Origin of the sequence: Candidatus Tisiphia endosymbiont of Stenodema calcarata (genome assembly GCF_964030695.1) — a bacterium.
Classification (GTDB): domain Bacteria; phylum Pseudomonadota; class Alphaproteobacteria; order Rickettsiales; family Rickettsiaceae; genus Tisiphia.
Genome location: NZ_OZ034911.1, coordinates 916,038 through 930,905, shown reverse-complemented (window position 1 = coordinate 930,905; position 14,868 = coordinate 916,038). Strand labels below are relative to the sequence as shown.

The following is a 14,868-nucleotide window of genomic DNA, read 5'->3' as shown; positions in this document are numbered from 1 at the left end:
ATTAGAATGATCGCGGTAGGAATCACCGGTAGTTATGCTTCAGGGAAAACTTTTGTCTTAAATTATTTAGCTAATCTAGGATTTATAACTTTTTCTGCTGACGAATATGTTAAGAACCTATACGAAGAGTCAGAAATACAAAATATGGTTCTTAACTTACTACCTGATCTAAAAAGCTTTGATAAAAGAAAAATTGCAGAGCTAATCTATGCTAATGATTCAGCAAGAAACAAACTGCAAAATTTTATTCATCCATTTGTAGTGGAAAGTTTGTTTCTTTTTAAACAGCAAAATAGTAAATCAGAGATTACATTTGCTGAGATACCATTACTTTTTGAAGCTGGATTTGATCAATATTTTGATTTTTATGTTACAACATTCTGCTCAGAAGAATCTAGATTAAAACGTGCAATGTCTAGAGAGGCTTTTAATTTAACAGCTTATAATAAAATAGCACAAATTCAATTGCCACAACAGATTAAAATAGAAAAAGCAGATTTTGTTATTAATACTGATGTTAATCTAGTAGATTTAGATAAACAAATAACTCAACTAATAAAAAAATTAAAATGCAGCAATTAAGAGAAGTAATTTTAGATACTGAGACAACTGGTTTAGATCCCAAAAGTGGTCACCGAATTGTTGAAATTGGTGCTATTGAGATGGTTAATAAAGTTCTAACCGGCAAACATTTTCATTTTTATATTAATCCAAAGCGAGATATGCCGACGGAAGCTTATCGAATACATGGCATATCGGGGGAATTTTTAAAAGACAAACCACTTTTTGAAGAAATTGTTGACGACTTCCTAGGGTTTATTAACAATAGCAGGCTTATTATACATAATGCAGCATTCGATATTAAGTTTATTAATTATGAGTTATCTCTGCTTAAAAGACCTTCTACAGAGTATTTAGAACTTTCCAATGTTACCGATACTCTTGCTTTAGCTCGGAAGATGTTTCCTGGAATGAAAGCTAATCTTGACGCATTATGTAAAAGATATAAAATTGACAATTCTTCACGTAAGTTGCATGGGGCACTTAAAGATGCGGCATTACTGGCAGAAGTTTATGTTGAACTTACTGGAGGTAGGCAAATAAGTTTCAATATTAATAGCCAAAAGGCACAAAATATAGACGAGTTAGTGGTTCAAACTACTATGACAAATAAAAAAAATACTATAGTTATCAAACCAACTAAGGAAGAGTTACAAAAACATAAAGAGTTTTTGTCAAAAATTCTTTCTCCAATTTGGTTGTAGAACCAGTGTGTGAAAGTGAGAATGACATATATACTCTTCTGCTTTGAAGAATTGGTTTCGTAAAACTGCGTGGTATTCGCGTACTCACGTCTCATCTTCTAGACAAAAAAGTGCTTAAAACACCTAAAGAATGAGGTTTATAAGGATTTTGCTATAAAATTTGTAGTCATGTAAATGATATTTTTTATTTGACAATGCTGGAATTTAGAGATATAATCTCTTTCATGTATATTACAACTGTTCCAAATAGAAATTCTCGTCCTGCAATATTGCTTCGTACTTCCTATCGCGAAAACGGAAAAGTATTAAATAAAACCATAGCTAATCTAACTAATTGGGATGAGTTACGTATTGAAGCTTTTAAGAAGATGCTTAAAGGTGAATTTGATGGTTTAGATGGAATGCCTGAAGTTGGCGAAAGTTTTGGGACTATTTTTCTACTAAAAAGAATTGCTGATGAAACTGGTATTACTAAGGCTCTTGGCACTAGAAGCAAAGAGGCTCTATTGAGTTTATTTTTGATTTTAGCACGCTTTGCTCACCAAGGGTCTAGACTTTCCAGCGTGAAATGGGCGAAATCGCATGCGATATCTGATGTATTATCTGTCGATTCATTTGATGAAAACCATTTATATCAGGCTCTAGAATGGTTAGAAGAGAACCAAGAAAAGATCGAATTAAAATTATTTAAAACTTATCAAAAGAAAAATAACAAGCCGCCTGTTATGCTTTTATATGACGTCACTTCCAGCTATTTCGAAGGAACAGAGAATGAACTTGCGGAATATGGGTACAATCGGGATAAAAAGAAGGGTAAAAAGCAAATAGTGATTGGTCTATTAACTGATGATCATGGCGAACCTTTGGCTGTTAGAGTTTTTAAGGGTAATAGTGCTGATCCTTCTACCATTTATGAGCAGATTGAGCTAGTAAAATCTAATGGTATTAAGAATATCGTCTTTGTTGGTGATAAAGGAATGATTAAGGGGACAGGCAAAGAAGCCCTGACCAAAGAAGGGTGGGACTATATTACAACCTTAAGTAAAGTTGAGATTGAAAGCTTAGAGAAAAGCGGAGTTTTGCAATATAGTTTTTTTGAAGAACAGCTATGCGAAGTAACCAATAATGGCAAAAGATATATTTTAAGGAAAAATGGTTCTATAGCCCGAAAAGTTGAGTTTGATAGGAATAACCGAGTTGAAAAATTGGTTGCAAAGATTGAAGAGCGTAATATATATGTATCAACCCATAAGAAAGCAAAGCTAGAACTTGGTTTAAATAATATTCAAAAAATTACCAAAGAATGGCGGATAGATAAATTTATCAACCTAAAATTAGATGGCAACCAAATAGTGGTTGAAATTGATCAAGATAAGAAAAAAGAGTTGTTTGCTCTTGATGGTTGTTATGCGATTGAAACACAGATTGAAATTAAACTGATGAGTAAAGAATTGGTTGATAAAGCTTACCATAATTTACATGAAGTAGAATCGAATTTTAGCAGTATGAAGACAGGATTACTCGAAGTAAGACCGATCTTTTTAAGGAAAAGCAACAGAACGAAGGGACATGTATTTGTTTGTATGTTGGCATTAAAAATATGGCACTATATGAAAAATAAGTTGAAACAAGGTTGTGGCGTAACCAAGGATGGTAAATATAATGTGACCATTGAGGAAGCATTAAGAGAGCTGGATAAAGTATGTTTTTTATATTACACAATCAAGGGTTGCAAAGTTGCAAGATTACCAAAATTAAGCGAGTTTCAACAAAATTTATTCAATTTATTTGATTTAACGATGCCCCAAATGACAAAATCTGCAAAATGATAAGATGTAGTCAGTAACAAAAATTTAATTTTCTGTCCCACACACCGCATGACAACTTACTTCTATAGCATAATTTTTGCTCATATTTATCTCGAAGATGAGTAGCCCCCTAAACATATATTTTATTTTTAACCAGTAGGAGTAGATATATGAAATACAGGGTTATTAAAGTCATTTTTTTTGGTCTCATAATACTTCTGATAAATATCTCCATAGCAAGCTGGATTAAAAGTTAAAAAGAATATCCTGCGTTGATTCGGAGAATTATTTTTTTCAGATTTATGCGGAATAAAAGAATCAAAAAAAACTATATCACCTCTTTTCATCTCAATTTTTTGCCACCGAAACTTATCTGCCACTTCATTTATTATATCACCATTATTTTGACCACACTGATAAAAATCAAAAATAGGAAAACTACCAAACTTAGTTTTTATTGTAGTAAAATTTTGCATTACTTTTTGATAATCATAGGCTACTTCTAGGCACCCATTTTGGATAGTGGAATCATCTAAAGCGATAGCTGCTGTTACAAAGTAATTTATTTTAAAATACATATACGCTGCAATGTCTTGGTGAGGACCAAATTCTCCTCACCCTGGAAGTTTTAAATTGCACTTATCTTTAAACAATAAAAATGGTTCCTTCATTATACCACTAATAACATCTTGAACCATATTTGTTATGTTATCCTTAAAAGTTTTAGAATATCCCGATAGGTATTCTATCCTACATATGGACAACGGAGAAGAAACCTCTGGTACAACTATAAGTTCATCGATATTTTCTTTATAATATTTTTCCAAAGAACTATCCATTTCGTAGACATTCTTCAATAACAATTTTCCTTTATCAAAAAATTGCTTATATTCTATGTCTAATATCTCTAATTCTAAATGAGACAGTTGCCTATGATACACAATGTATCCATCATTCTGCAAATTTATCTGTTGGTTCATAACACTATCCTATATATATTAATTAATGCTGTTAACATGTTTTCAGTCTTTCTATTGCTAGATTAAATTCACTATCTGTTGTACACAATACTAAGTGGATGTACTCATGACTATTTGGATCATACACAGCAATTATCTTTTATCTAAATTTCCAAAAAAATAAAAAATATTTATCTAAATAACAAAACAACGTTTTTGTTGAATAAGTTTATGGCACACTTCAAGTAGTTTACGCATGCACGCAACTATAGCAACCTTTTTAGGTTTAAAATTGTTAACAAGCCTATCATATAAAGCTTTTAAATATTGAAAACTATTTTTGACACCATTTTTCCCCGCCAATACCGCCATGTATAAAGCATCTCGTGGTATTTTCCTGCCACCTCTAATAAATCTTCGTCCTTGCTTATTACCACTATCACGAGCATAAGGAGCTATCCCCACAATTGCTGACAATTCGTTACTACTATAATTTTTATTTCCTAATTCAGGTAAAAAACTAATTAGTTTTTTAGCTACGCATTTACCAATACCAGGCACACTCTCTAATATTTTTACCTTCTCTTTCAACTCTTCTGATTCATCTATTACCTCATTTAATTTCTTATCAAGCTCAGCTATTTCATTCTGTAAAAATTTAATGAGTTTTTCTATACTCTCTTTATCAATGCCATCAATACTATGATGTAGCCTCTTCTTTTCATTGCTAAGCATTAATACTAAATCTTCTCGCCTTTGCTGACATCTCTTCAAAGTCTCTGATTCAACTTGATATAAATAATTAGCTGTAAGTTGCATCTTATCGCCATAATATGCTAATTTAAATGCGTCCTTCTTATCAGTTTTACACAAATTCACCGATTTACTAAATGAATTAAAACTATAGGTATTGACCTTATGTATCTGTTGCTTATTATTATACAATTCTTGGCAAATCTCTGCTTCATAACCTCCAGTAGGCTCACATACTATTATCTTAATTTCTTGCTCTTTTATTAATTTTATCAGTTCTTCATGCCCTAACTTATCATTGGAAAAACGATTATATATCGGTTTATTGTTAGACTCATATAAACATATATCTAACCATTTTTTACTTACATCTAGACCTATTATTTTACTCATGATATAATCTCCTTCATCTTATTGTGCAAGGCTGCTGCTTCCAGCACCTTCTGCAATTTGTTCAAAGCAAACCTTGTAAGAGGGTACTTATTCTGTGCACGATTATTTCAATCAAGAACCTATCAAGTCACCCTCTTACAATTACTTATATCATAATTTAAAGATATAAGAGCCTAGAACAACAGCTACTTTTTTTGATCAAACAAATATTTAGCAACAGCTTCACTAACTACTGAATTAGCCTTATATTCATGTGGAAGTCTGTTATACAATTTCCGAAACGTTCGGAAATAGAAACATAGCCCCATGAGGCTTCCTATCCCAAGAAAAACCATTTTTTACCCCAAGTGTAGTTATTGCATTTTCTGCTCTCAAATGTATAAGCTCCGAATTTTTAATCAACCACTCATTAGCTCCAGTATCTGAAATCAACCTTTTAGCTATTTTTTCATATTGAATATTAACTCTAAGGTATAAGTAATTATGGGCTTTTGTTGCGAGATTTATGACTTCTTCATTGGCTATCATCCACCCTATTCTTAAACCTAGAAGCCCAAATTTTTTAAAAAAACTATTGATAAGAATATATCTTTTTGATAAAGAGTGAATCGCCCTAGCTGGGATATGGCTTCTTCCATAATCCATAGTATCATAAACTTCATCATGCACTAACCAAGAATTAGTTTTCTTTAGATAGTCACCAATAACCCTCCATTCTTCCTTATCTACAATATATCCAGTAGGATTTTTGGTAAATTTACTATTATTATTTTACTTGAGTAAAATTCAGACAGCTGTTCTTTGCCACTTTCTAGAGTATTCTTCTCAAATGTAGTGGAAGGACGATGTATATAAACGGGCTTTCTTCCTAACGTCATTATAGTACGTTTATAGAGCATATATGAAGGATCAGAAATAACTACACTATCTCCTATCTCAGTAAGACAAAGTATGGACAAAACAATGGCTTCTACTCCACCGTGTGTTATTATAATTTCGGTTTTTGGATATACTTCCAAATTATAGCGACTTAGATACCAGTGCAATATAGATTCCCATAATTCCATAGAGCCTTTTGAATCCTCATACTTTTTTGCAGAATCAAGAGAAGCAGTTTTGTTAAGGTCTATATCCACAATGTCTAGCAACAGACAGTCTAAGAGACCAAAATTTGGTTCACCAAAACTTAAGTTTGTAATATTAGGATCACATTTTGCTCTCAATGAGATTTCTTTTGAGGCATAAACATCCATAGACGAAAGTACAAAATTTAAAGTATTATCCATAAATTTCTTTCTATAATGTATAGTCAAATTACAAACTATATAAACATAATTTATATAGTTTAGTACGGCAAGACAAGTAGTATTCCAATAAAAAGTAATAAAATTCCTATTATTTTGAGAGGATAAATAGGTTCTTTCAAGATACAAACACCAAGTAAAAACGAAAAAATTATTCCAGTTTGTCTCAATGCTGGTATATAACTCGAGTTGTTAGAATAATACATTGCCATTAATACAAGAGAATAAGTAAAATATATCCCTAGTCCAGTTAATAATGCATTTTTAAAGCTTTCCTTGATCACTTTCTTTGTTTTTTTTCGATTAATATCATAAAAGAAAATTACTACCCCCAACCATGATGATATACTAATGCCACGAAGAAATGTATACATAATAGATATTTTAACAGAATCCATATTTGAAGAATTAGTTTTTAAGCAACTCAGGTTGTTTGTATCAATTAAATGATAAGCAGAGGAACACATTCCTACTAATATTGCATAAAGATAAGACTGATCTTTAAATGATTTGCTATTAGGTAAACTCATAGGTTTTGTTAGAGGTATCATTAAACATCCTAATATTATAACTAAACAACCTATAATGTAAGTATTATTAATTAAATGAGAGAAAAATATTATGTTAAAAGAAGCGACTACTAAAACAATGGTGGCTCTTGCTAATGGATAAACTACAGATATATCTCCGTTTTTATAAGCCTTTGCTAGGTAATAAAAATACATAGCTTCAAATAACCCAGAAAGGAGGATGCTCACATATATTACACAAGAGAAATATTTCAACACAGTCCAATATATTAATATTGGTGATAAACATAGAAAACCAAAGGTATTAGCAATAAAAAAGAACTCTTTTGAAGGAACTTCTTCACATTTGCTAATAAAATTCCATGTAGCATGTACCATTGAAGAGAAAATAATAATTGTTGTAACTAAAAACATAACTACTCTACTGAAGTTAATATACTACCTTCTTGGGGACCATTCAAAAGCAGGGGGCAAAGCTAAATTTGAATTAGAAATCTACGCCAAATCATTGGACTTATATCTTTAAGATGTACTTATAAATTGGTAAATCTTAGTATTGTCAGACATATAAAAGCAATTTATCAGTTACATCAAATAGGGTGAAATATGTTTCAGGTGTTATAGATTCATTTTGTAATATATTTTTATAAAAAGCTAGGCATATTTTTATGGAAGCATCTCCTATGTTGTTCGCATACAAATGTATTGAAGTGACAGAGTTATTGTGCCAAAAAATATCATGGTAGCCAAATTTCTTTTGATACTAATTATCTTTCAAAATAGAATTAATAATTTAATTCCAACTAATGATAGACCTAATACTAAATTATACCATGATACCATGTTAATTCTATTTTGAAAGATAATCAGTATGACTTAATGTACGTAATATAGTACATTATTAGAGTACACATTTCTGTAGTTTAATTAATGAGAATACATTATGGCTATTTACACTAGCACTCAAGCACGAGCTAAACTATTTAATCTTATTGACGAGACAAATAAAACGCATGAACCTATCTATATGAAGGGAAAACGTAATAATGCAGTAATCATATCAGAAGAAGATTACGAAGGATTGCAAGAAACTTTGGCTGTTTATTCTGTACCTAGATTAGTGGAATCAATACTTGAATCTAGTAACGAACCACTAGAAGAATGTATTAGACATGAAGAATTTTGGAAGCCATGAGCTACACTATAATATATGACAAAAGAGCGTTAGATGATAAGGCTAAATTGACAGCAGCTAAATTAATAGATAAAGCACAAAAATTATGTAACGAATTAGCTGTTAATCCAATTCACCCTAATAGTAAAAGACTTTATCGTGATTTAGTGGGAAAGCGTTCAATAAGGATTAATTTACAACATAGATTGGTTTATGAAATATTAGAAAAAAATCTTGAAAAATTAGTTGTTTGTTTAAGAAAGCTCTATAACATAAGATAATTGCTATAGAGGCAAATAGCCATCTACCAAAAATATATGAGAAACTTGGTCAGCTATTTTTTAACAAAGGTGAATATGCTAAGGCGATTGACTGCTATAAAGTAGTTAATAATGAATTTGAGATAAAAGCATGTTTTAAAGCATGGTTAGAACAAGATAAAAGAAATCCTGATATAATGCTAAAGCGAGCTGAATATTTTGAGTCTATAGGTTTATTTGAGAAAGCTAAAACATATTATCAAGACGCATTCAGCCTAAGTAAGGATGAAAATTTTAAGGCTGCAGCTCTTAAGAAAATTGGTAATATTATGGCTAATGTTGCTGCTCAGGGGCAGGATTTTATCACTAGAGCAGATGAGCATGATTTTTACAATTATGACCTAGTAGATGCAGCATTTACCCACAATTTACTTGGTGACATAGTTAGTAATTAACACTATAGGTTGGTATTTGTTGTTGGCTTTATAATCTAAATATGTATAATGCAACAATTTATGATTGAATTATGCTATTTCATATGTTACTATATGGACATGAGTTTATAATTAATTTACTAGAATGGCAAGAAAAAACCAATACATAAAGCAAGTTGATCAACTTATTGGAGGAAAAATTTCTTCTCTGAGATTGGCAAAAGATTACACACGGCAACAACTTGCTGATTTAATTGAAGTAACTCATCAACAATTACAAAAATATGAAAAAGGCATTAATAGAATATCCACAGGTAGATTAATGCTTATCGCCAAGGCATTAGATGAAAATATTGATTATTTTCTTGAAGGGTTGAAAAATACAGGTAGTGCTGAACCAGTACTTACCCAACACCAACGTATATGTATTGAAGTATCAAGAAATTTTATGAAAATTCGTAATCCAAAACATCAACAAGCTGTTAATACATTGGTACATTCACTTATAATACAAGAAACGTCTGAGTAATCCCATCAATTCTTAAGAACAAAGGAATATAGTGGTTACTTGAACTGTGTGTAATTTAATAAAGAAAAATTGTTTGTTTCAGGTTTGTATAATCAATCCGTCTATCCAAATGGGTGAAGTTTTTGTTGATGCCGATGGACCAGCCTAGCTGCCAAGCAAGTGAGATAAGGTTTCCTTTAATGGTGTTATCTGAAGTAGCTACATCAATAGCACAGCAGCCGGTAAAGCCATAACGTGGATAGTCGTAGATGTGGAAAGAGTTTGGCACACCGCCGATTTTGCGGTTGTATTCTTTAGAACGACAGGTTGAGGTAAGCTGCATGGGACAGTTAAATTTGCTACGCAAGGCAACTAATTTTTCAGCAAAACCTGCAGCTAAAATGATTTGACCAGTTTGCCTGCAGGCTAGCTCTTGGTGAGTAAAGTATGGTATATAGTATTTACTGTTCATACTATTAAATCTCTTTCGAAACTCTACTTCTGCTGGTAATTTATTCGTGCTACCGGTATTCTGCTCCTCACGTACATCATCGTCCACTGCGGTTCGCAGTGAAGTGGCTTCTTTAAATTCCTTAGCATAAGCGAGTTTCGAAAGAGGTTCTTGATAATGATCCATAAAGCAATTGTATAATTATTTCGTTATGACAATCAAAAATTACTGTAGTTCCAAAAGAAAGCCTATTTATTACCACTCCCATAATTGATGGCACAGTAGTAGTTGCTAGCAATTTGTAATCATAACCATCATCCCTACTGTTATATATAGCTGTTCCTTGCCAGTTGCTACCATCAGGCACTATGGCTATGCGTAAAATTGGTTGGTTTGCCCTAGCATCAGTTGGCAGCGTAGGCGTCTCTATTAGCTCCATGATGGTTGCAGCTAATAGTTTTGGTAATTCATAATTTGACGTAAGATAATTTGTGTTGCTATGAAAGTCATACATCGCCATATTAAAGCTAGTAGCAAAAATCTTCATCAACCCTGAACGCTGCATATCGGTTTTAACAATCCTTAACTGATGCTGCACTTGATTGTCGTCTGCTGTACAGATAACATTGATAATATCTGTTGGTTCTAAAAAGCCATATTGGCGAACCCTAGTGGATGATTTCCGAACCCAAATCGAGGTAAGAAATGTGATAAACCAGCATCCTTATCGTACATTTGTATAGATGTATCAATTTAATTAATCCTTGGGAAGATATTGCCTGAATAATTTTAAAGTGTAGGCAATATGCTTTTGACCCCTTTTGAGCAAAAAATGTGAATAGATATCTAACCTAGTCACACTAAAACCCAATTAATATAGTTTTTGGAGTTTTACTTTTCAATTCTCGTGGGGTCAATTTTATAACAGGAGGTCACATGGTGTACGTTGAGAACTTTTTACCAGTTTAGGTTAGAATTTTTGCAAATCTCTTTAAAGCCTAATTATAATCAAGCTCTGGCTATAATAGGGCTTTTATAGTTAATTCCTAGTGAATAAATTTAGAATCACGATAGATATAAAATTATTAGTTATTCAAACTCTTGTATTATTTGGTAATATTGATAAATACAAAGGTAAATTGCTTACTCTTATAACCGAGCAATTTCAGACTATAACTTATTAATCATTTTGCCAACTCTTCAGGTTAATTGAGTATATTAGGGATTTTCTAATGTTCTTCAAATTATTTGAGTATAATTAGTACATAATTGCCACTAAATTTGATATTTCACTATTTTTTTTATCAAAAACACTTTACATATTAAAATATATCCAATACTGTATAAAGTATATAATTTGGACAATAAAGAGGCTTCCTAATTTTATCATTGGAGTATACAGATCAGCAGAACGTTTTTAAGAACGTCCTTTACAGGAGTTTTTGAGATTATTGAAATATAAAAACTAGGGGTAATATATGGCTAAAGAAAGATTACAATCATTAAAGAGTAAATTTAATAGTTTAAGTAATAATCCACTGATGGATATTGACGGAAATTTGAGTACCTTGCAGAGCAAGTTGAGTAGTGAAACATCTTATTATAATAGTTATGTATCGCAGAATAGTAGTTTATCTTCGCAATTATCACAAGCTCAAAATGATCTTGCTAATAAGCAAAGTACCCTGAGTAGTACTCAATATAATCTTAGTAATCTTCAATCTACTCTTACTAGCAAGCAAAATAATCTTGCAACATTACAAACTAAACTTAATGACCAACAGGCTTTAGTAAGAAAAATACAAAGCTATTTAAGTGATTATCAAGAAAATCCAACGTCTAGTACAGGTACAATTGACAATGAACAATTAGCTGAAAAGCTGATTGGTGAACTAACACAATTAAATTTGGAGTAAACTTATGAGAATACGGGATTTTATCAACGAGAAAATTCAAAAGATTGAAGAGCTTGCGCAGTATAAGGAGTTCACAACAAGTGTATATATGGTATACGCAGGATTTAAGAGAATAGAAAAGTTTATTTTACATAATGGTCAGGAAAGAATATTTAAAGAAAAGATAATACCCTGTGGTAATCGTGCTTCTGGTTCTGCAGAAGAAATATTTTTAGGGACCTCTTATGACAGTGAGAACAGAATATTTACCCCACTTAACGAAGCCCTAAATGCAATTACTCAAGTCCTCGACATAATTCCGCAAATTACTTCATACCAAAGTAGTAATAGTAGTTATGCAACACAAAATTCCCAAAAGAGTCAGGAGGTTGCTCGAAAGAATCAGGAAGTTTATCAAAAGAACCAAGAGATCGCCCAAAAGAATCGGGAGATTACGGAAGTGCAGCAAAAGATAGCGGGGCTGCAGACACAGGAGAGTAGTTTACAGAGCCAAGTAAATAGCTTCTGTAAATTGTAATGAACTATTGACCCACTATTGTAACGAACTATTGACCCACCAAACCATACTAAAAAATAAAATGAAATATAGTTTTTTGATCAGATTTTAACCATTATTAAAATTCAGATTCAGATAATATTTAACTATACTCAGTTGATAATTTTTTTATTACAATATTGCTCTTTACTAATTTACATCTTTTCCTCCTCTAAAACTTTTATTACCAGTTTCTATGATTTGACAATGATGTGTTAATCTATCGATAATTACTTTTGTTGCCTTAGCATTACCAAACATATCACCCCATTCTTCAAATCTCAAATGGGTAGTAATGATCACTGAAGTCTGCTCATATAATTTAGCAAATAGCTCAAATAACAGGAATCTAGCCTCAGCTTTTATTGGTACATAGCCTAATTCATCTACTACAATCAAATGGAATCTCTTAATTGAATCGATGAATTTGCTTTCATAATTATGCGTTCTAGCATTAAGCAATTGGCTAGCTAATTCATTTAAAGTGTAAAATATTACCCTGTAACTTTTTTCAATGGCAGTGAATGCCAAGCCAATTGCTAGATGAGTTTTTGCAGAACCAGAACCACCTATGAGCATGATATTTTGATGATTATCAATCACTTTTTGTATATCAATATTCTCAACCAATTTAGCTTGGCATGTATCTGATAGTAACTTTATGGTTGGAAACTTAGCTAACTGCAACCTATAATGCAGAGAACGTGACTTTTTATATTCACACTCTGCTTCAAGAAGTTTCTTTAACACATCATACACACTAGTAGTAGGGACATCATTTGTTAAATTACTTGACTCAGCTAACTGCATCTTCATACCAACTAAACCTAATTTATCTAATAACAATATTAAGTCTTTCATTTAATTTACCTCCGTTGTTAAATGCAACTTGCTATAGATACTACAATCAGCATCAGGAGGATTTTTTAGCTGAATAAACTCACTCTCTTGGATATCTAGTTTCATTGCTGGTTGCAACAAATATTGCTCAACTAATTTAGAGCTACAGCCACCAGCAGCAATTGTTAGGTTACAAGCATTTGTTACCTTTTCTAATCCATACTTATTAACAAGTAGCAGGATATCTATAAATTGTTTATCACCATCTTTGTAACTCTCTAACTTATTTCGTAGTTTGCCAAATATCTCAGGTAACAAACTCATTAACTCTTTGAACGGTTTACCATTACGTAAAGCACCGGGTTTACGTTCTAGAGCTGCTATATAGTGCCATGGATTATAATTCTTCTGATAGCGTTTAAAACTACGAACATGCTCTGCAATAATCTTGCTTTCATGTAAAATTACTATCTGCCAAGCATAGGATTTAATCTGTACACTAAGTCCCACATATTCACACGGAACACTATACATATTGCTGTCGTATTGTATTAAACTCAAAGGTGATACGGTCGTTGGATGTAATCTATAACCCCTAAACTGCCCTCTATATCCTATTAAATATCCCTTCTCTTCCTCATATATTTCTAAAATTGTTCTTTCTGTAAACTCAGGATGTCTTTTAGTTTTAGCCCACTCTATAGACATCTCTCTTAGCTGAATGTTAATAGCTTCATAACTATCTCCTTTCAATATTGGAGTAAAAAAGTTACGTCTAGTGTCTCCCACTTCTTTCTCAACTTGCCCTTTCTTCCATCCCGATGCTGGAGTACAGGCAAGTGGTTCAAATAAATGGTGAGAGACCATTTGGGCAAACTTCTCGTTAAAAATGCGATCTTTTCCGATAAGTATTTTCTTAACAGCCGTCTTCATATTGTCATAAATACCATTCTTACAACAACCAGCAAAAAACTTGAAGGCTTGATCATGGCCATCCATAACCATTTCCAGCTGCTCATTAGGATAAACCACTACCAAAGAATAACGACTATAGCATAGCTTTATTCTTGCTGCTTTAACTTTAGTAACTTCCCCATTTAAACATATTTCTTCCTCTCCCCAATCAAATTGAAACGCTTCTCCAGCTTCAAAATTTAGTGGAATAAATACTTGCTTCCATTTTGCTTCATTCTCTCTACGAAATTTCCTTACTACTAAATTCACAGATTCATAACTACCATGATAACCTGATATTTTCAGCTGCTTATATAGTTTCTTAGCAGTCATTCTACGCCTAGCTGGTTCTTTTATATTCTCTGCTAATAGCTGATGCAATATCGCAAGATATTCACCCAAAACTGGCTTAACTTTAGTATATTTTGCTAATTCAAACTTAGTCGCATCACTGCGTATAACTTTTTTAACAGTATTTTTTGATATATTAAGCTCTTTGGCAATTGCTCTAATTGCCTTGCCATCAACATGATACATTTTTCGTATCTTTGCTATTGTTTCCACGATAAACACTCCCTAAACACTCCTACATATTATTAACAAATTATTAATTTATGTAGGAGCTACTATTTCTTTTTAGGTGGGTCAATTCTCTTTACAATTCTTGCTCTAAATGGGTCAATAGTTCATTACAATTTACAAGCTATAATATATGATGATAATGGTGAAATATCACCTTGATATAAATCTTTCATTTGAACCTCTTTTAATTTGGTATTAGTAG

Annotated in this window: 19 protein-coding genes and 1 pseudogene; 10 read left to right on the top strand and 10 right to left on the bottom strand. The window is 32.0% G+C overall.

The genetic code is table 11. From position 1 onward, the window contains the following. The first annotated feature begins 6 nt into the window (after positions 1-6). The 3 genes from coaE to ACQH1W_RS04280 all read left to right on the top strand — a co-directional run bounded on the left by coaE (position 7) and on the right by ACQH1W_RS04280 (position 3,094). Positions 7-582: a dephospho-CoA kinase gene (gene coaE / locus ACQH1W_RS04290; protein ID WP_341762812.1), complete on the top strand. Its 576-nt coding sequence runs from the start codon at positions 7-9 to the stop codon at positions 580-582. After that, the gene (gene dnaQ, locus ACQH1W_RS04285) at positions 570-1,265 is read left to right on the top strand and encodes a DNA polymerase III subunit epsilon (protein WP_375332571.1); all 696 of its coding nucleotides are present in this window, start codon (positions 570-572) and stop codon (positions 1,263-1,265) included. Before coaE ends, dnaQ begins: the two co-directional genes overlap by 13 nt. Positions 1,266-1,489: 224 nt before the next feature. Continuing rightward, the gene (locus tag ACQH1W_RS04280) at positions 1,490-3,094 is read left to right on the top strand and encodes an IS1634 family transposase (protein WP_425361201.1); all 1,605 of its coding nucleotides are present in this window, start codon (positions 1,490-1,492) and stop codon (positions 3,092-3,094) included. A gap of 128 nt (positions 3,095-3,222) precedes the next feature. On the opposite strand, the gene ACQH1W_RS04275 is transcribed toward ACQH1W_RS04280, so the two are convergent. From ACQH1W_RS04275 to ACQH1W_RS04250, 6 genes are all read right to left on the bottom strand, one after another. Beyond that, positions 3,223-3,651 carry a phytanoyl-CoA dioxygenase family protein gene (locus ACQH1W_RS04275; RefSeq protein WP_425360948.1) on the bottom strand — a complete coding sequence of 143 codons (429 nt, stop codon included), beginning with the start codon at positions 3,649-3,651 and terminating at the stop codon, positions 3,223-3,225. Positions 3,652-3,687: 36 nt separating this feature from the next. Then, positions 3,688-4,053: a hypothetical protein gene (locus ACQH1W_RS04270; protein ID WP_425360947.1), complete on the bottom strand. Its 366-nt coding sequence runs from the start codon at positions 4,051-4,053 to the stop codon at positions 3,688-3,690. Between the two features lie 174 nt (positions 4,054-4,227). Next, positions 4,228-5,178: an IS110 family transposase gene (locus ACQH1W_RS04265; RefSeq protein WP_341760977.1), complete on the bottom strand. Its 951-nt coding sequence runs from the start codon at positions 5,176-5,178 to the stop codon at positions 4,228-4,230. A 264-nt stretch (positions 5,179-5,442) separates the two neighbouring features. After that, on the bottom strand, positions 5,443-5,883 hold the full coding sequence (locus ACQH1W_RS04260) for an aminotransferase class I/II-fold pyridoxal phosphate-dependent enzyme (protein WP_425361200.1): 441 nt from the start codon (positions 5,881-5,883) through the stop codon (positions 5,443-5,445). A 20-nt stretch (positions 5,884-5,903) separates the two neighbouring features. After that, positions 5,904-6,464 carry an aminotransferase class I/II-fold pyridoxal phosphate-dependent enzyme gene (locus ACQH1W_RS04255; RefSeq protein ID WP_375332567.1) on the bottom strand — a complete coding sequence of 187 codons (561 nt, stop codon included), beginning with the start codon at positions 6,462-6,464 and terminating at the stop codon, positions 5,904-5,906. A 59-nt stretch (positions 6,465-6,523) separates the two neighbouring features. Then, positions 6,524-7,426, bottom strand: a complete 903-nt coding sequence (locus ACQH1W_RS04250; RefSeq protein ID WP_375332566.1) for an EamA family transporter — start codon at positions 7,424-7,426, stop codon at positions 6,524-6,526. A 529-nt stretch (positions 7,427-7,955) separates the two neighbouring features. Here ACQH1W_RS04250 and ACQH1W_RS04245 point away from each other — a divergent pair. The 5 genes and pseudogenes from ACQH1W_RS04245 to ACQH1W_RS04225 all read left to right on the top strand — a co-directional run bounded on the left by ACQH1W_RS04245 (position 7,956) and on the right by ACQH1W_RS04225 (position 9,409). Continuing rightward, the gene (locus tag ACQH1W_RS04245) at positions 7,956-8,207 is read left to right on the top strand and encodes a type II toxin-antitoxin system Phd/YefM family antitoxin (RefSeq protein WP_425360946.1); all 252 of its coding nucleotides are present in this window, start codon (positions 7,956-7,958) and stop codon (positions 8,205-8,207) included. After that, on the top strand, positions 8,204-8,467 hold the full coding sequence (locus tag ACQH1W_RS04240) for a type II toxin-antitoxin system RelE/ParE family toxin (RefSeq protein WP_375332564.1): 264 nt from the start codon (positions 8,204-8,206) through the stop codon (positions 8,465-8,467). Before ACQH1W_RS04245 ends, ACQH1W_RS04240 begins: the two co-directional genes overlap by 4 nt. Continuing rightward, a pseudogene (locus ACQH1W_RS04235) lies at positions 8,464-8,535 on the top strand (hypothetical protein); the annotation flags it as partial. The gene ACQH1W_RS04240 and the pseudogene ACQH1W_RS04235, both read left to right, overlap by 4 nt. A gap of 108 nt (positions 8,536-8,643) precedes the next feature. After that, a complete protein-coding gene (locus ACQH1W_RS04230; RefSeq protein WP_375332563.1) occupies positions 8,644-8,901 on the top strand; it encodes a hypothetical protein in 258 nt (85 codons plus the stop codon). A gap of 124 nt (positions 8,902-9,025) precedes the next feature. Further along, positions 9,026-9,409 (top strand): helix-turn-helix domain-containing protein, encoded by a 384-nt coding sequence (locus ACQH1W_RS04225; RefSeq protein ID WP_375332562.1) that lies wholly within the window; start codon positions 9,026-9,028, stop codon positions 9,407-9,409. Between the two features lie 55 nt (positions 9,410-9,464). Here the strand turns inward: ACQH1W_RS04225 and ACQH1W_RS04220 are convergent, their stop codons facing one another. Together ACQH1W_RS04220 and ACQH1W_RS04215 are read right to left on the bottom strand one after the other, a co-directional pair. After that, positions 9,465-10,025, bottom strand: coding sequence for a D-Ala-D-Ala carboxypeptidase family metallohydrolase (locus ACQH1W_RS04220; RefSeq protein ID WP_375332561.1), 561 nt, complete (start codon positions 10,023-10,025; stop codon positions 9,465-9,467). Next, positions 9,982-10,404 (bottom strand): hypothetical protein, encoded by a 423-nt coding sequence (locus tag ACQH1W_RS04215; protein WP_375332560.1) that lies wholly within the window; start codon positions 10,402-10,404, stop codon positions 9,982-9,984. The genes ACQH1W_RS04220 and ACQH1W_RS04215 overlap by 44 nt, the downstream gene beginning before the upstream one ends. A gap of 913 nt (positions 10,405-11,317) precedes the next feature. Between ACQH1W_RS04215 and ACQH1W_RS04210 the strand changes: the two genes are divergently transcribed. Next, positions 11,318-11,755 carry a hypothetical protein gene (locus ACQH1W_RS04210; RefSeq protein ID WP_375332559.1) on the top strand — a complete coding sequence of 146 codons (438 nt, stop codon included), beginning with the start codon at positions 11,318-11,320 and terminating at the stop codon, positions 11,753-11,755. A 4-nt stretch (positions 11,756-11,759) separates the two neighbouring features. Beyond that, entirely contained in the window at positions 11,760-12,272 is a 513-nt protein-coding gene (locus tag ACQH1W_RS04205) for a hypothetical protein (RefSeq protein ID WP_375332558.1), read from the top strand. Between the two features lie 168 nt (positions 12,273-12,440). On the opposite strand, the gene ACQH1W_RS04200 is transcribed toward ACQH1W_RS04205, so the two are convergent. Both ACQH1W_RS04200 and istA read right to left on the bottom strand, forming a co-directional pair. After that, positions 12,441-13,151 carry an ATP-binding protein gene (locus tag ACQH1W_RS04200; RefSeq protein ID WP_375332557.1) on the bottom strand — a complete coding sequence of 237 codons (711 nt, stop codon included), beginning with the start codon at positions 13,149-13,151 and terminating at the stop codon, positions 12,441-12,443. Further along, the gene (gene istA / locus ACQH1W_RS04195) at positions 13,152-14,648 is read right to left on the bottom strand and encodes an IS21 family transposase (protein WP_425360945.1); all 1,497 of its coding nucleotides are present in this window, start codon (positions 14,646-14,648) and stop codon (positions 13,152-13,154) included. Positions 14,649-14,868 lie beyond the last annotated feature (220 nt).